Raw genomic sequence first — 15,546 nt, 5'->3', positions numbered from 1 at the left:
GGACCCATATGGCTATGAAAAAGGAGACTGAAATGAAGAAGATGATCGTGACGGCCCTGGCGACCGCGACCGTACTGGCGTTGCCGGTGGCACAGGCGCAAGGGGATTTTCCCAATCGTCCGCTGAGGCTGGTGGTATCGTTCCCGCCGGGCGGCAGCACGGACCTCATCGCTCGCGTCATGGCACCCGTCATGTCCAAGCAACTGGGCCAGCAGGTGGTGGTCGAGAACAAGGGTGGAGCAGGGGGCAACATCGGCGTCGAGTCGGTGGTTCGATCGGCGCCCGATGGCTACACGATGGTATTCAGCGGGGCCGGCGCGCTGGGCATCAACAGTGTGCTGTATCGGACGATGCCTTTCGATCCGGTCAAGGATCTCATTCCGGTCAGCATGGTCGCGAGCTCGCCCTTCGTCGTGGTGGGGCCGGCGAATTCCCCGTACAAGGACGTCAAGGCCCTGCTTGCCGCGGCCAAGGCGGAGCCGGGCAAGCTGTCGATCGGCCATGGCGGCCTGGGCACGGTCATGCATCTGGCCAGCGAGCTTTTCAATCAGATTGGAGAGGTGAAGACCGTCCTGGTGCCCTACAAGGGCACGGGCCCGGCCACCACCGATGCGCTGGCCGGGCAGATTCCGGTGGCCATGAGCGATGTGCCCAGCGCCGTGGGGTATATCAAGGAGGGGCGCATGAAGGCCTTCGCCGTGACGACGCGCGAACGGTCGAGTTCGCTGCCTGACGTGCCTACGCTGGACGAGTCGGGCATGAAGGGCTACGAGGCCATGGGCTGGTTCGGGATCGCCGTGCCCGCCGGCACGCCCGAACCCGTCGTCAAGCGCCTGAACGCGGCGATTCGGGCGGCGCTGACCGACCCCGGCGTGATCGAGCGCGTGCGCGCGGCCGGCGCCGACCCCGCGCCGACCTCGCCCGAGGAGTTCCGCAAGATCATCGCTACCGATATCTCCAAGTGGGGCGACATCGTGCGCCGGACGGGGTTGAAGCTGGACTAGTTCCCCCCCTACGCCCTGACGGGCGCCCAGGATGGTGGGCCCCCAGCCGCTACGCGGCAGCCCCCCAAGGGGGCCGGGACCCGCCTTGGGGCGGCCCGGCGCCGGGTCCCGAGGGGCGATGCGGGTGGACCGGCAAAGCCGGATCCACCGCATCCTGGGTCTGGGGGGCGCACGGTTGGGGGAAAACTGAAATAATTGGCGCATGAATATTTCTTTGCGCCAATTACGGGCTTTTCTGGGCGTGGCGGCATCGGGCAATTTCACCCGTACCGCCCAGCGTCTGCACCTTAGCCAGGCGGGGCTGAGCGCGACCATTCGCGAACTCGAATCCCAGCTCAATACCCGGTTGTTCGAGCGCACCACCCGCGCGGTGGTGCTGACCGAGGCCGGCCGTGTCTTTCTGCCCGCGGCGGAGTTGGTCGAGCGCGAACTCAGCGCGGCGGCGGCCCGCCTGCGCGACATGGGGCGCCAGGAGGGCGCCGCCCTGCGCCTGGCGTTCACGCCCTTGATGGCCGCCAATGTCGTGCCGGAGACCATGCGGCGGTTCCTGGCGGCCCATCCGCAGGTCGAGGTCGAGATCATGGCCGGCAGTCCCCTCGAGATCCAGCAACTGGTCGAGACGGGCGAGGCCGACGCGGCTTTCGGCGCGTTCTTTTCGAAGGTGTCGGGGCTGGTGCGCAAGGCGCTGGCGCCATCGGGGCTGCTGGCGGTCTATGCGCCGGGGCGCTATGCGCCGACGCCGTCGGCGAAGGGACGCAAGGACACGACCTGGGAGATCCTGCGCGATCAGCCTTATGTGGCGCTGACCGAAGACAGCCCGATTCATCAATTGGCGGAAGATGCCTTGTTCAAGCACCAGGTCAACATCGGCCGCCGCATCGCCGTGCAGCACCTGGATACGGCCCTGGGGCTGGCCGAGCAGGGCTTCGGCATCGCGGTCATTCCGGAGTTTTCGCAGATCGCGTGCGCCCGCTACGCGGTGGAGCACCGGGTGATCAGTCCGGCGGTGGCGTTCGATTTCTGCTACGTGATGCGGGCGGGGGCGCCCTTGCCCGATACGTTGACCGAATTCGCCAGGGTATTCAAGGCCGTGATGGCCGCCGACGCGTAGGGGAAGGGTTCCCGTTCGGCCATGATGTCCACGGCCGCCCCGCGCGTGCGGGGCGGCTCCGATGTCCGGGGGGGATCAGATGGGTACGGTTTCGACGTCGTAGGTGAAGAGCCACTCGTAGCGTTCCTTCACCCGGTCCTCCTGCCATTCGCGGTTCACGTAGGCGGCCGCGCCCTCGGCGTGGGCCAGTTCGCGATTGTGGAATCGCTTGGCGTTGGCATTGGCGCCGAGGATGACATTGGCGGTGCGGTCCTTGCGCGCCTGCTCGTAGCGTTGCAGTGCCTGGGCCGGATCGGCGTACTGGCGCAATGCGCGCGCGAGGATGTAGCCGTCTTCCAGGGCCATGCCCGCGCCTTGCGCGAGGAAAGGCAGCATGGGATGGCAGGCGTCGCCCAGCAGGGTGACCCGGCCTTCGCTCCAGCGCGCCATGGGATCGCGAACCATCAGCGCCCATTTGTAGGGCACGTCGATGGCGCGCACCAGCGTATGCACGTCTTCGTTCCAGCCGCGCAAGTCGTGCAGGCACTCTTCGGTGGTGCCGCGCTCGGTCCAGGACTCGACCTGCCAATCGCTGCGTTCCACGGCCGCGACGAAGTTCACCAGCTTGTAGCCGTGCAGCGGATAGTGGATGACGTGGGCGCCGGGACCCACCCAGTTCACGCCCACCGGCCGGCTCAGGCGCTCGGGCAGCTTGTCGGCGTCGATCACGCCGCGCCAGGCGACCAGCCCGGAGAAGTCCGGCCGGTCGGCACCGAACAACTGGCCGCGCACCAGCGAGTGCACGCCGTCCGCGCCGACCAGCACGTCGCCCTGGAAGCTCCGGCCATCGGCCGTGTAGGCGATCACGCCATCACCGTTCTGCTCGAAGCGTTCGAACTTGGCGCCCAGCACCAGGGCGTCGGGATCGGCGCGCCGTACGCCGGCGGCGATGGCCTGGTGCAGGTCGGCGCGATGCACGGTCAGGTACGGGTAGCCGTAGAGTTCGCGCGAGACATCGCCCAGGTTGAACAGGTTCCAGGTCTGGCCGGTGTTCCACAGCCGTACGATCTTGCCTTCGGGCTCGCAGGCCTGCGCGGCCATGTCGCCTTCCAGGCCCAGCGCATACAACACGTGCACGGCGTTGGGCCCGAGTTGTATGCCCGCGCCGACTTCTTTCAATTGCGGGGCCTGTTCCAGGATGCGGACCTGGAAACCTTGTTGGAGCAGGGCGAGGCCGGCGGTCAATCCGCCCAGGCCGCCGCCGGCGATGATGATGCGCATGGATCAGTCCAGTGTGGTGTTGGTGCGTTTGATCAGTTCGGCCCAGCGCTTGGTGTCGCTCGCCAGGAAGCTGCGGAATTCGTCCGGCGTGGTCTTGATCACGTCCTGGCCGCCGGCCTTCATCTGGCCCATCAGCTCGGGGTCGTCCTGGGCCGCGCGCAGCGCGGCGTTGAGCTTTTGCACGACGGCTGCCGGCGTGCCGGCGGGTGCCACCAGGCCCGTCCAGGAATACGATTCGAAATCGCCGCCGAAGGCTTCGCGCACGGTGGGCACCTGCGGCATGTCGGCCGAGCGCGTGGCGCCGCCGGTGGCGAGGACCTTGGCCCGGCCGCTCTCCAGGTAGGGCCGCACGACGGTGATGGTCTCCAGCGTCATGTCGATCTGGCCGCCGATCATGTCCGCCAGCGCCGGCGCCCCGCCCTTATAAGGCACGTGCAGGATGTTCGCGCCGGATACTTCCTTGAACCATTCGCCGGTCAGGTGGTTGATCGAACCGTTGCCCGCGGAACCGTAGGACACCTTGTTCTTGGCGGCATAGGCGACCAGTTCCTGCAAGGTATTGGCGGGAAACGCATTGCGCACCACGAGCAGGATGGGGCTGCGCGCCACCAGGCCCACGTGCGCGAAGGATTCCATCGGCGAGTAGGCCAGGTTGCGGTACAGCCCCGGCGCCACGCCCAGGCTGCTGGTGCTGGCCCACAGCAGGGTGTGGCCGTCGGGCTTGGCGCGCGCGACCGAGGCAGAGCCGACCGTGCCGCCCGCGCCCGCGCGGTTCTCGATCACCACGGGTTGGCCGAGTTGTTTCGACAGCGTCCTGCCTACCAGCCGTGCGGTGGTGTCGGTGGGGCCTCCGGGCGGGAAAGGCACGACGATGGTGACAGGCCCGGCGGGAAATTCGGCGGCCGCGGCCGATGCGGTGCCGGCCAGGGCCAGCGTTGCCAAGGTGGCGAGGCACGCACGCCGCATCGGCGTTGCGCGCAAGACCAGTTTCTTCATCGATATCCCCTCATTGTCCATCATGTTGGGGGGACTATAAGATGAAGCGATGAGCGAGTTGAATCACATAATAATTATGGAATCACAAGGAATTTCGATCATCACGGTGCCCGCTAGGTGGCGCCGATATGCCGGCTGCGCAAATCGTCGATGACGGTACGCAGCAGTCCGCGAAAGGTCTTGAGTTCCTTGGGGCTGAGGCTGGAGAAAGCCTCCTGCTCGAAGCGGTTCAGCTCGCGCGTGCCGGCCTCGACCACTTCGCGTCCGGCCGGGGTCAGCGTGATGCGCAGGATGCGGCGATTGTTGGCGTCCTCCTTGCGCTCGAGCAGGCCCCGTTCTTCCAGGGTCGAGAGCAATTGGCCCATCGATTGGGGCGTGACGTAGAAGCGCCTGGACAGATCCGCGGAGGAGAGCTTTTCGCGGTGCGCGACCACCGACAGCACGGTGAACTGGATGCCTGTCACGCCATAGGGCTTGAGCAGGGCGTCGCTGAAGTTGCGGAGGGGATGGTGTACCTGCGAGACCAGGTAGGTGGTGCTGGGACCGCTGAAGGGCTCGGCGGGGTGGTCGGTAGACAAGAATGACTCCGGGAGCGAAGGATTCTTGCAGTGTAAGGCAGACTGATTCGGCGCGCACCGCCGCTATATGCGGAGGGCGCGCGTGGCGGCGACGCTTACTTGACGTCGACGGCGTCTTTCAGGACCTTGGCGGCGCTGAAAGCGGGTGCCTTGCGGGCAGCGATCTGGATCGCTTCGCCGGTACGGGGGTTGCGGCCCGTCTTGGCGGCTTTTTCTTTCACCGAGAACTTCCCGACGCCAGGCAGCACGACCTCGTCGCCCTTGGCCAGCGTGTCGCGCAGGGCATCGCCCAGCGCGTCGATGAAGGCTTCGGAGACATTCTTCGGTTGTTGGGTGCGCTCGGCGAGAGCGTCGATCAGTTCCTTCTTGGTGCGCATGCGTACTCCTTGAAAAATAGCGGCAGACCGGCCGGATGGCCCTCTGCCTGTGCACAGAGCCGGCATTCAAACAATCTTGGAGAAGAAATGCAAGTCCGGCGGCTGACGATGACCGTTGGCGCAGCACCGCGCGAGAGCGGCTACTGCGCGAGGGTTCCTCTCAACCTTAACCGAAAAATTCTGCGAAGTTGCAACAGGTGTAGGCGTCATGTTGGCCGCGGTTTGACTCAAAATCATGGCGTACGCGGCAATTTCGCCGATTTTTGATGCAAAAAACGGATTTTGAATATTTGATGCGGCCGCGCGGCTTGCTTACCATGTGCGCTGGCCGCGGTCCGCAGGCCGCGCCGTCCCTCGTGAAGGAGTTCCCATGCAAGCTGATTCCGCCGTCGCGAACGCGGCCGTCTCCGTTACATCTCGCCGCAATTGCACATCCTGGAACGTGGACGCGGTGATGGCGCTGTTCGAATTGCCGTTCGCGGATCTGCTCTATCAGGCGCAGCAGGTACACCGGCGCTTCTTCGATCCCAATGCCGTGCAACTGTCGACCTTGCTGTCGATCAAGACCGGCGGATGCCCCGAGGACTGCTCGTACTGCCCGCAATCCTCGCGCTACGACACCGGTGTCGAAGCCGAGAAGCTGATGCCCCTGGACGAGGTGCTGCAGGCGGCGCAGGCGGCCAAGGACAACGGCGCCACGCGATTCTGCATGGGGGCGGCCTGGCGCAGCCCGAAGCCGCACCAGGTCGACGCGGTGGCCGACATGGTCAAGGCGGTCAAGGGCCTGGGGCTGGAGACCTGCGTGACGCTCGGCATGCTGCGCGAGGGCCAGGCCGAACAACTGGGCGAGGCCGGGCTCGATTACTACAACCACAACCTGGATACCTCGCCCGAGTTCTACGGCCGCGTCATCACCACGCGCACCTACCAGGACCGGCTGGATACGCTGGGCCGGGTGCGCGAAGCCGGCATCAAGGTCTGTTGCGGCGGCATCGTGGGCCTGGGCGAATCGCGCCGCGAGCGGGCCGGGCTCATCGTGCAACTGGCCAACCTCGACCCATACCCCGAATCCGTGCCCATCAACAACCTGGTCCGGGTGCAGGGCACGCCGCTGGCGGACAACGCGTCGGTGGACCCGTTCGAGTTCGTGCGCACCATCGCGGTGGCGCGGATCACGATGCCCGGGGCCGTGGTCCGGCTGTCGGCGGGGCGCGAGCAGATGGACGAGGCGCTGCAGGCCTTGTGCTTCCTGGCCGGCGCCAATTCCATGTTCTACGGCGACAAGCTCCTGGTTACCGAGAACCCGCAGGCCGAGGCCGACCGCAACCTGTTGCGGCGGCTGGGCATGCGCGTGGACGCGGCCGCGCACTGAGGCCCGCATGCCCGTCCTGCATCTGGCTCCCGGCGTCGCGATAGATGAAGACGAGATCGTCTTCACGATGATCCGCGCGCAAGGGGCGGGCGGCCAGAACGTCAACAAGGTGTCGAGCGCGGTCCACCTGCGCTTCGACCTGGGCGCCTCCTCGCTGCCCCAGGCCTGGAAAGAGGCGCTGATGCAGAAGGCCGATCGGCGCATCACCAGCGCCGGCGTGGTGGTGATCAAGGCGCAGGCCTATCGCAGCCAGGAAAAGAACCGCGCCGACGCGCTCGAACGCCTGGGCGCGCTGCTGGTGTCGGTGGCCGAGCCGCCGAAGCCGCGCAAACCCACGCGGCCGACGAAGGGATCGCAGCAGCGCCGCTTGCAGCGCAAGGTGCGGCACGGCGAAGCCAAGCGGCTGCGCGGCCGCGTGAGCGAGGACTGAAGTCCGGACGCCGCAGCGTCCGTTCCGCCCGCCCTACAGTCCCAGTTTCTTCCAGCCTTCGTGGCCCAGCTCGCGCAAGGTCTCGATATTGCGCTCGTAGATGCTGTCGGCTTCGGGAAAGGCCTCCACCGCCTTGTCCACGCTGGCTTCGCGCAACAGATGCAGGGTGGGATAAGGGGAGCGATTGCTGTAGTTCTCGATATCGTCGGCGCCGGTGTCCGCGAACTGGTAATCGGGATGGAAGCTGGCCACCTGGATCTCTCCTTCCAGGCCCAGGACTTCCACGGCGGCGTCGGCCTCGTCCAGGAACTCGTTGTAGTCGTAGAAATCGGCCAGCGCCCAAGGGTGGATCAGCAGCACGGTGTCGACCTGCTCCGGGTCGGCCTGCGCCAGCGTGCGCAGGCATTCTCCCAGTTCCTCGAGCAGCGCGTCAGGGTCGCGCGCGTCGCTGACCACGTACTGGATCTGTCCCTTGGTGTGGACGGCCTTGGCGAAAGGACAGAGGTTCAGGCCGATGACGGCCTTCTCCAGCCAAGCGCGGGTGGCATCGACGATGGCCGGATGGGGGAGGGAGTCGGGCGGGGAAGTGAACATGGTGCGATGGGCTCAGCTGATGCGGACCTCGGGCGAGGCGACCGCTTGTTGTTCGGGTTCGATGTGGATGACGATGGAGCTGCCTTCGATGTAGCCATGGATGGCGGCTTCCAGCCGGTCGCAGATCGCGTGGGCGGCGCCCACGGGCATCGTGCCGGGCACGACGAGATTGAATTCGATGAAGACCCGGGGTCCCGAGCGGCGCGAGCGCAGGGTATTGGCCTGCAGCGCCCCGGCGGCGTGGTCGCGGATGATGCGCCGCACGCCGTCGACGATTTCCCGGGGCAGGGCCTCGTCCATCAGGCCGCCCACCGAGTCGCGCATCAATTGCCATCCGGACCACAGGATATGCAGCGCGACCAGGCCGGCGATGATGGAGTCCAGGCGGGTCCATCCGGTCAGCGCGACCAGCGCCACGCCGATCACGACACCGATCGACGAGATCACGTCGGTCCACAGGTGGTGGCCGTCGGCGACCAGGGCCGGCGAATGCCAGCGGCGGCCGTAGCGCATCAGCAGGGTGCCCCAGACGCCGTTGATCAGGGTGGCGGCCAGGCTGATCACCATGCCAAGGACCGGTGTATCGAGCGGGCGCGGGTTCATGAAGCCCTGGTAGGCTTCGCGCAGGATGGTCAGCGCGGCGAACACGATCAGCGTGCTTTCCAGGACCGCGGACAGGTACTCGGCCTTGTTGTGGCCGTAGGGATGGTTGGCGTCGGCCGGCATGGCGCTGACCGACAGCGCCACCACGGTGATGACGGCGGTGGCCACGTTGATGATGCTTTCCAGCGCATCGGAGTAAAGCGCGATGCTGCCGGTAAGCCGGTAGGCGAGGTACTTCAGGCCGAGGACGACGATCCCGACGACGATGGTGACCAGGCCGAGTCTCGAGGCGCGCGTCATGGGGAGGCCGTTTTCCCGCGGCGCGGGGCGGACAGGACGAGAAGGGGCATGGGCTCGGGCAGGCGTGCGGATCCTGGCATTCTAGCCGGGTCCGCGCGGTTTGCGTGCCTGGGGCTCAGCGGCCTCCCAGGCCGGGCAGGAGGCCCCGCAGATCGGGGATCTGGAACGAGCCGCCGGGTATTTCGAAGCGCGCGGGCGGAGGCGGGCGGTCGTCCAGGGCCTCCACCTTGAAGCGGTCGCCGAAACGCAGCAGGCCGAGCCGGTCCGCCTGGAGGCGCCGTGCCAGGTCGTCCGCGCCGGGGGGCAGCAGGGTGCCCGACAGCGAGGCCAGGCCGCGGCCCAGCTTCAGCGCCGCGGCGGTCAGCTCGCTGGCCGCGGGGGCCGACGTCAGGACCAGTTCCTCGGAGCGCCGCTGCCGGCGGCCATCCTCGTAGGTCAGCATGTAGACGGTGCCGCCCAGTCCGGCCACGGTTTCGCTGCGGGTGGTCGGTTGCAGGGACACGATGGCGCTGACCTGTTCGAGCGCGGCCGTCGGGCTGGGCATCAGGCCGCCCGCCATGCGCATCAGGTCCGCGGCCTCCATGACCACCTGCTGGCCGTTGACGCGGCTGACGGCATAGATCTTGTCGCCGCGGGCGAGCAGGTAGTTGTTCGGACTCTGGGGCGAAGCGGCCCGCAGGTTGCTGCCGGCGTATTCGACCGAGGCGGAGAAGGGTTGCCCCCGGTCGTCCAGTCCGGCCAGCCGAGCGGTGCCGGCGGCGTGGGCGAGCAGGGGGAGGGACAGGGACAACAGCGCCGTGGCGGCAATACGTAACATCATGGTCCAGGCTCCGTGCGCAGCGGCCGTGCGCGGTGCAAACCGCTTGGACCGCCGGCGCCCGATGACGTTGCGTAAGAATTGTTGCCCGGCGTGCTCAGTCCAGCGGGAGCGGGTTTTCCGTGACGGGACGGAACTCGCCGGTGGCCGGATCGCGCACCATCAGCACGCCCGTGGCGACGCCGAAGTACGCCCCGTGCAACTGCAACTGGCCCCGTTCCACCAGGATGCGTACGCAAGGGAAGGTCATCAGGTTGTTCAGGCTGTGTTCGACCGTGGCCAGTTCGAGCTGGCGGATGTACATGCCGGGGTTTTCGCCGGGCGGGACGGTACGTTCGACCACCGGAGCGATCTGTTGCATCCACTTGCCGATGAAGTCCCCGGGCGACAGCGGGTCGGCGCTGTTGGCGAAGGCCGAGACGCCGCCGCACAGAGCGTGCCCCAGCACGACGATGTGCTTGACGCGCAGCGACTGCACCGCGAACTCCAGCGCCGCGCTGGTGCCGTGGTAGTGCTGGGTGATGCCTTCGTAGGGGGGGACGAGGTTGGCGACGTTGCGGACCACGAAGAGCTCGCCGGCGCCGGCGTCGAAGATGACTTCCGGGGCCACGCGGGAATCGCAACAGCCTATGACCATGATTTCGGGCTTCTGGCCCTTTTCGGCAAGCGTCTCGTAGCGGGTGCGCTCGTCGTTGAAACGGCCGCCCAGGAAAGAGCGGTAGCCGTCTGTGAGTCGTGCTGGGAACATGCTTCACCTGTTGCTGGCCCGCCCTGGACGGGCGGGGGACATCATGATACCAGCCGGCGCTTTCCCGGCATGCTGGGGGATGCCCGAGGCGGTCAGCGCGCCGCGGCCTGGGCCGCGCGCAGGCTGACCACGGCCTGGGACAGCAGGTGCAGGGGGTCTTCGGAGGCCACGACGGGAAGATCGTTCAGCGTGAGCACGAGAACGCCCGCGGGCAGCTCGATCAGCTTCAGGGCGCCGGGCGGGATGGCCAGTCCCGCCTTGGGCGCGATGATCTTGAGCGTGGTCAGCAGCGCCGAGATTTCTTCGTGTTCGTAGATGGGGTGCCAGTGCGACAGCCGGTCCATCACTTCCAGGTACAGGGATTCCCCGGGGCTTTGCAGGGCCTGCTCGACGCCGAAGATCTGGGCGCTCCAGAGCCCTCGTTCGTCGGTTTCGATGGTGATGGCCCGGGCCGGGATGTCCGGGCGCAGCGGATGCACGGCCGCCCTGAGGTGGGCTTGCGCCGTATGCCGGGTCTCGCGCGTCGTGGGGGGAATGCGCATGGCGGAGTCCGTTCCGATTTGGCGCCAGCTTAGCCGGATGCCCGGCCGCCAGGGGTTACAGCTCCGTTGCGGTTCTTTCCGGGTTTAACAGCCTGGCCGCCCCGGCGCGGCGGTGTCGCGCGCAACGCAAAGCGGCGCGCGGCGTTGTGGAGTTCGCGGCTGCCCTTCGATATGCTTGCCGGAAGCCAGACAACGAAAAATTTACAAGGATTGCGGAATCCATGAGATCGGTGCTCGCGGGACTCGCGACCGCTGTGACGATGGGGTGCGCCATGAACGGTTCCGACCGGGCGGGCGCAACGACTTCGGGGCAGGAGGAATGCGTGACCAGTCGTGACGTGAAGGAAGTCGTCGTCCGGCTGCGGGATATGGGGTGGAGTGCGCAGCGCACGATCGATTCCGTGCTTTCCAATTCGCACATCGACGACGTGGAGACCCGGGCCTGGTTCGTCGGGCTGGTCTCGGGAATCTACGGCAGCCGGACTTCGCTGGCCGAGGTCGCCGCCGACTACGCGGCATGCATGAAGTCCCTGGCGCCCGAGGCGGTGCCCGTGCAGTCCGCCGCCGCCGGCGCGTCGCCGCCGGCCCGCGGACCGGGGGGCGACGCGCCGGGGTAGCGGCCGGCCTATTCGGGCTGGACGCCCGCGGCCTGGGCCACGGTGCGCCAGCGCGCGACCTCGCTGTTGACGAAGGCGGCGAACTGTTCCCGGGACATGGGCTTGGCGACTTCGCTGCCGGTCTGCTCGATGCGCGCGACGTAGTCGGGATCGGCGGCGGCCTTGGCGATCTCGGCATTCAGGCGGGATGCGATGTCGGCCGGCATGCCCGCGGGGCCGAACAGCCCGGTCCAGGTCGTGACGTCCAGGCCCTTCAGCCCGCTTTCCTTGAAGGTAGGCACGTCGGGCAGCGAGGCCGAGCGCTTGTCGCTGCTGATGGCCAGCGCGCGCAGCTTGCCCGCGCGGACCGACGACAAGGTGTTGGGGATGGTTTCCAGCATGAGCTGGACCTGTCCGCCCAACAGGTCAGGCATGGCGGCGCCGCCGCCCTTGTAGGGAACGTGGGTGATCTCCACCTTGGCTTCCGACTTGAACAGCTCGCCGCCCAGGTGGGAGATGGCGCCGATGCCCGCCGAGGCATACGAGAGCTTGTCCGGATGGGCGCGGGCGTAGTCGATCAGGCCGCGCAGGTTCTTGACTGGCAGCGAAGGGTTGACGACCAGGACCAGGGGGCCGTCCTGCAGGCGGCCAATGGCGGTGAAGCTCTTGGCGACGTCGAAGGGCAGGGTTTTCTTGAGCACCGGGTTGATGGCATGGGTGCCGATGGTGCCGAACAGCAGCGTATAGCCGTCCGGCTGGGCGCGCGCCACGTAATCGGAGGCGATGATGCCGCCGGCGCCGGGCTTGTTTTCAATGATGACCGGCTGCCCCAGGCTGGCCGCCAGCGAGGCGCCGAAGGCCCGCGCGAGGATGTCGGAGGAACCGCCGGCGGCGAAAGGCACGACCATGGTGACGGGGCGGGCCGGATAGCCCTGGGCGTGGGCCGCGCCCGCCAGTCCGAGGGATGCGAGGGTCGCGGCAACACAGGCTCGCAGCGCGTATTTTCTCAATACCATGGTGAATACTCTCTGGACGAAGAAAGGGAAGAAACCACCCGCCGGATCATGGGCGGATAAATGCCGATCATTCCGGCCCCGGAGGGCGGGAATATTATTGATGTCTCTTCCGTTGATAATTTGATTATTCATTCGCGCGGACCGATTCCGATTCGCGCAAACCATGATCCGAATACGGAAACCGATCTCGATATAAGGTGCTTAAACCGGATATCGTGTTTCGTGTATGGTTCAATGGTTAATGGATGACACACTATAAGCACGTGTCGAACACTGTCAAGACCTTCTTGCCAAATCGCCGCCTTGGCTGGAAGATAGCAACAAGCTATGCGAATATTGCATTTCTGTTAGATCGAAAACCATGGATTTCAAACAACTCGAATACTTCGTCCGCGTGGCCGAGCATGGCAGCTTCAGCCGGGCAGCGGCGGCGCTCGGCCTCGGCCAGCCTTTCCTGAGCCGACAGATCCGCCAGCTCGAGGTGGATTTGCGCAAGGCCCTGTTCCATCGCCATGGGCGCGGCATCGTCCTGACCGATGCGGGCGAGCAGTTCCTGTTGTTCGCCCGCAGCGTGCTGCAGCAGCTCGACGCCGCCACCCAGGTGCTGTCGCGATCGGAAACCGAAATCACCGGCAGGGTGGTGATCGGCATGCCGCCGTCGCTGGGCAGGGTGCTGACCGTGCCGCTGGTGCGCGCCTTCAGCGAGCGCTTCCCGCTGGCCCGGCTCACCATCGTCGAGGCGCTGAGCATGACGCTGTACGAACGCCTGATTTCCGACAAGCTGGACGCCGCGCTGATGTACGACCCGGCCGTCTCGACCCTGACCGAGATCGAGCCCCTGGTGCGCGAGCCGCTATGCCTGATCCTGCGCAAGACCGAGGCGGGCCAGGAGAGCCGCCCGCTGGCGTTCTCGCACCTGGCCGAGCACCGGCTGATCTTCCCGTCCGAGCCGCATCCGCTGCGCATGCTGGTCGAGGCCGAGGCCGCGCGGCAGGGCATCGTGCTGGACATCGCCTTCGAGATCGACGGCGTCGAGGCCATCGTGGCGCTGGTCGATAAAGGGTTCGGCGCGGCGGTGGTGCCGTACAACCTGGTGCGGGCGGGCATGCCGGGCACCGACCTGTGCATCTGTCCCTTGATCGAGCCCGTGGTGGGCGGCGTGATCGGGCTGGTCACGCACAGCCGCCGGCCGCCCACGCTGTTGACCGCCAAGACCGTGGACCTGTTGCGGCAAACGGCGGCGGAAACCCTGGTTGGCAGTGAGTCCGCCCCCTGAGTAATGCAAAAAATGCATAACAACTAGTCGACGCCAGGGCTAGCTGGATCCCGCTCCGCGGGGGATGATTCCGTCCATGCCCACCCGGTCGCCGGGGTCGCGGTAGTTTGTTTTTGCGGAATCAGGAAAACGCCATGAAATATGAATCCATAACGGTAAAACCCATATCCCCGCATATAGGCGCGGAAATCGGGAATATCGATCTGACCCGTCCGTTGACCGACCAGGAGGTCAAGGAACTGCGCGCCGCGTTCATCGAATACCAGGTTATTTTCTTCCGCGACCAGAAAATAAGTTTCGAAGACCAGATCCGCGCGGCGGAATACTTCGGATCGCTGGGCAAGCACGTCGGCGTCAACACCATCAGCAAGACCACCGATAACCCGCTGGTGCGCAAGTTCCACTACGACGAGACCTCCAAGCAGATCTCGGGCGAGAACTTCCACAGCGACCAGTCCTGTGCCGCGATTCCGCCGCTGGGCAGCATGCTGTACAACCACACGGTGCCCCCGCACGGCGGCGGCGACACCATGTTCGCCAGCATGTACGCGGCCTACGACGCGCTGTCGCCCCGGATGAAGGTCTATCTGGAAGGCCTGACCGCCACCCACGACGGCACGCGCGTCTTCGGTCCCGGCACGCCGATCTCGTCGCACCCGGTCATCGTGCGCCACCCGGAGAGCGGCAAGAAACTGATCTACGTCAATACCGATTTCACGTCGCACATCAACGAGCTGCCCAGGCTGGAAGGCGAGCGCGTGCTGAAATTCCTGGTCGATCACTGCAACAAGCCCGAATGGACCTGCCGCTTCCGCTGGGAGCCGCATTCGATCGCGTTCTGGGACAACCGCTGCTCGCATCACAAGGCCATCTGGGACTACTGGCCCAACGTGCGCTCGGGTTTCCGCGTCCAGGTCGAGGGCAGGGAAGCGCCGGTGGCGGGCTGATTCTTCTTTTTGTTGTCGTTGTCGTTTGTTGGGCGGCCTGCATCGCGGGCCGCTTTTTTATTCTGAGTTGCGCAAGGCCGATTCCGCCAGGATGCTTGCTATTTCCGCCCGGGCGTAGCCGATGAAGGCGGCGACCCGTTCGCTGTCGACAGGGCCCTCCTGTTCCCCTTCCAGGTAGGCGGCCCGCGCGGCCGCCAGGGTGGGGCGGTGCGGCTCGGGCAAGCGTTCCAGCGTCCACGTAGCCGCGACGTCCTTGGGCGCGATCTGGCCGGTGGCGGCGCTGTACCAGATGCGCGCCAGGGCGAGGAGGATGTTGCGCTCGTCGCCCTCCCAGTCCTCTTCGGTGTTCCACTGCGCCAGGGTATCGGCCAGTGCGGCGCGGAAGTCGCGCGGCGGCACCGCGTCGAGCAGGGACGCCGCCGGCGGGCCGGACAGGGCGACGCCGTGCTGCCGGGCCTTGGTCAACAGGATCGCGAGATCGTGGTCCGGGATCGGAGGTTCCACGACGCCGGCCAGCAGGTCCTGGCGCAGCCATTCGCCGAACTGCAGTTCGCGCGTGGCCGGATGGCGCCAGGGCACCACGTCCTCCAGCGCGACGACGGTCACTTCCAGCGCTCGCCATGGCCCGCCGCTGTCCACCGGCACCGAGACCGCCAGCAGGTCCCGCATCAGGTCGCGCCGCAGCGGCTCGGGCAGCCGGGCGCGCACGGTGACCAGCAGGTCGATGTCGCTATACCGCTTCAAGCCGCCATCCAGCGCCGAACCGTACAGGTGGATCGCCACCAGCGTATCGGCCAGGTGCCGTTCGATCACGGCCCGGGCGCGGTCCAGCTGGCCGGCGATGTCCATGGGGAATAGCGGGCTTTCCATGCGTCTTTTGGCCGAGGGGGTTGATGGTGCCGGAACCTCGCCAGTCTGACACGGATTAGGGTTTTTCCCGCTGCCGGCATGTCGTTTCCGCCGTTGACAGCCGCCGTCC

18 protein-coding genes are annotated in these 15,546 nt (G+C 66.5%); 7 read left to right on the top strand and 11 right to left on the bottom strand.

Features of this window, described 5'->3' with window-relative positions:
* Positions 1–32: 32 nt before the first annotated feature.
* Together AC1Q6E_RS18745 and AC1Q6E_RS18740 are read left to right on the top strand one after the other, a co-directional pair.
* Complete coding sequence (locus tag AC1Q6E_RS18745) at positions 33–1,004, top strand: Bug family tripartite tricarboxylate transporter substrate binding protein (RefSeq protein ID WP_296555342.1); 972 nt, start codon at positions 33–35, stop codon at positions 1,002–1,004.
* Positions 1,005–1,206: 202 nt separating this feature from the next.
* The gene (locus AC1Q6E_RS18740; RefSeq protein ID WP_296555343.1) at positions 1,207–2,115 is read left to right on the top strand and encodes a LysR family transcriptional regulator; all 909 of its coding nucleotides are present in this window, start codon (positions 1,207–1,209) and stop codon (positions 2,113–2,115) included.
* Between the two features lie 75 nt (positions 2,116–2,190).
* Here the strand turns inward: AC1Q6E_RS18740 and AC1Q6E_RS18735 are convergent, their stop codons facing one another.
* The 4 genes from AC1Q6E_RS18735 to AC1Q6E_RS18720 form a co-directional block, all read right to left on the bottom strand.
* Positions 2,191–3,375 (bottom strand): FAD-dependent monooxygenase, encoded by a 1,185-nt coding sequence (locus AC1Q6E_RS18735; protein ID WP_152797312.1) that lies wholly within the window; start codon positions 3,373–3,375, stop codon positions 2,191–2,193.
* A gap of 3 nt (positions 3,376–3,378) precedes the next feature.
* Entirely contained in the window at positions 3,379–4,371 is a 993-nt protein-coding gene (locus AC1Q6E_RS18730; RefSeq protein WP_296555346.1) for a Bug family tripartite tricarboxylate transporter substrate binding protein, read from the bottom strand.
* A 113-nt stretch (positions 4,372–4,484) separates the two neighbouring features.
* Positions 4,485–4,949 (bottom strand): MarR family winged helix-turn-helix transcriptional regulator, encoded by a 465-nt coding sequence (locus AC1Q6E_RS18725; RefSeq protein ID WP_152797315.1) that lies wholly within the window; start codon positions 4,947–4,949, stop codon positions 4,485–4,487.
* A gap of 95 nt (positions 4,950–5,044) precedes the next feature.
* Positions 5,045–5,326 carry an HU family DNA-binding protein gene (locus AC1Q6E_RS18720; protein WP_124689288.1) on the bottom strand — a complete coding sequence of 94 codons (282 nt, stop codon included), beginning with the start codon at positions 5,324–5,326 and terminating at the stop codon, positions 5,045–5,047.
* 370 nt (positions 5,327–5,696) lie between these two features.
* Here AC1Q6E_RS18720 and bioB point away from each other — a divergent pair, with 370 nt between their 5' ends.
* Together bioB and arfB are read left to right on the top strand one after the other, a co-directional pair.
* A complete protein-coding gene (bioB, locus tag AC1Q6E_RS18715; protein ID WP_296555347.1) occupies positions 5,697–6,698 on the top strand; it encodes a biotin synthase BioB in 1,002 nt (333 codons plus the stop codon).
* Positions 6,699–6,705: 7 nt separating this feature from the next.
* Positions 6,706–7,128: an alternative ribosome rescue aminoacyl-tRNA hydrolase ArfB gene (arfB, locus tag AC1Q6E_RS18710; protein ID WP_152797319.1), complete on the top strand. Its 423-nt coding sequence runs from the start codon at positions 6,706–6,708 to the stop codon at positions 7,126–7,128.
* A gap of 33 nt (positions 7,129–7,161) precedes the next feature.
* On the opposite strand, the gene AC1Q6E_RS18705 is transcribed toward arfB, so the two are convergent.
* The 5 genes from AC1Q6E_RS18705 to AC1Q6E_RS18685 form a co-directional block, all read right to left on the bottom strand.
* Entirely contained in the window at positions 7,162–7,722 is a 561-nt protein-coding gene (locus AC1Q6E_RS18705; RefSeq protein ID WP_152797321.1) for a DUF1415 domain-containing protein, read from the bottom strand.
* A gap of 12 nt (positions 7,723–7,734) precedes the next feature.
* The gene (locus AC1Q6E_RS18700; protein WP_152797324.1) at positions 7,735–8,625 is read right to left on the bottom strand and encodes a cation diffusion facilitator family transporter; all 891 of its coding nucleotides are present in this window, start codon (positions 8,623–8,625) and stop codon (positions 7,735–7,737) included.
* Between the two features lie 115 nt (positions 8,626–8,740).
* A complete protein-coding gene (locus AC1Q6E_RS18695; protein WP_152797326.1) occupies positions 8,741–9,445 on the bottom strand; it encodes a hypothetical protein in 705 nt (234 codons plus the stop codon).
* A 94-nt stretch (positions 9,446–9,539) separates the two neighbouring features.
* The gene (locus tag AC1Q6E_RS18690) at positions 9,540–10,190 is read right to left on the bottom strand and encodes a carbonic anhydrase (RefSeq protein WP_152797328.1); all 651 of its coding nucleotides are present in this window, start codon (positions 10,188–10,190) and stop codon (positions 9,540–9,542) included.
* A 92-nt stretch (positions 10,191–10,282) separates the two neighbouring features.
* Positions 10,283–10,732, bottom strand: a complete 450-nt coding sequence (locus AC1Q6E_RS18685) for a hypothetical protein (RefSeq protein ID WP_296555350.1) — start codon at positions 10,730–10,732, stop codon at positions 10,283–10,285.
* A gap of 323 nt (positions 10,733–11,055) precedes the next feature.
* On the opposite strand from AC1Q6E_RS18685, the gene AC1Q6E_RS18680 reads away from it, so the two are divergent.
* The gene (locus AC1Q6E_RS18680; protein WP_492573269.1) at positions 11,056–11,349 is read left to right on the top strand and encodes a hypothetical protein; all 294 of its coding nucleotides are present in this window, start codon (positions 11,056–11,058) and stop codon (positions 11,347–11,349) included.
* An 8-nt stretch (positions 11,350–11,357) separates the two neighbouring features.
* Here AC1Q6E_RS18680 and AC1Q6E_RS18675 read toward each other — a convergent pair whose 3' ends face one another.
* Entirely contained in the window at positions 11,358–12,344 is a 987-nt protein-coding gene (locus AC1Q6E_RS18675) for a Bug family tripartite tricarboxylate transporter substrate binding protein (protein WP_492573268.1), read from the bottom strand.
* A gap of 361 nt (positions 12,345–12,705) precedes the next feature.
* Here AC1Q6E_RS18675 and AC1Q6E_RS18670 point away from each other — a divergent pair, with 361 nt between their 5' ends.
* On the top strand, positions 12,706–13,620 hold the full coding sequence (locus AC1Q6E_RS18670; RefSeq protein ID WP_152797336.1) for a LysR family transcriptional regulator: 915 nt from the start codon (positions 12,706–12,708) through the stop codon (positions 13,618–13,620).
* Between the two features lie 134 nt (positions 13,621–13,754).
* Complete coding sequence (locus AC1Q6E_RS18665) at positions 13,755–14,567, top strand: TauD/TfdA dioxygenase family protein (RefSeq protein WP_152797337.1); 813 nt, start codon at positions 13,755–13,757, stop codon at positions 14,565–14,567.
* A 57-nt stretch (positions 14,568–14,624) separates the two neighbouring features.
* Here AC1Q6E_RS18665 and AC1Q6E_RS18660 read toward each other — a convergent pair whose 3' ends face one another.
* Entirely contained in the window at positions 14,625–15,437 is an 813-nt protein-coding gene (locus tag AC1Q6E_RS18660; RefSeq protein WP_492573267.1) for an aminoglycoside adenylyltransferase family protein, read from the bottom strand.
* Positions 15,438–15,546: the final 109 nt, after the last annotated feature.

The sequence above is a fragment of the Pigmentiphaga sp. MLSB6-MA01 genome (assembly GCF_058793475.1).
Note: the sequence above shows the minus strand (reverse complement) of the source record. Positions and strands in the feature narration are given on the sequence as shown.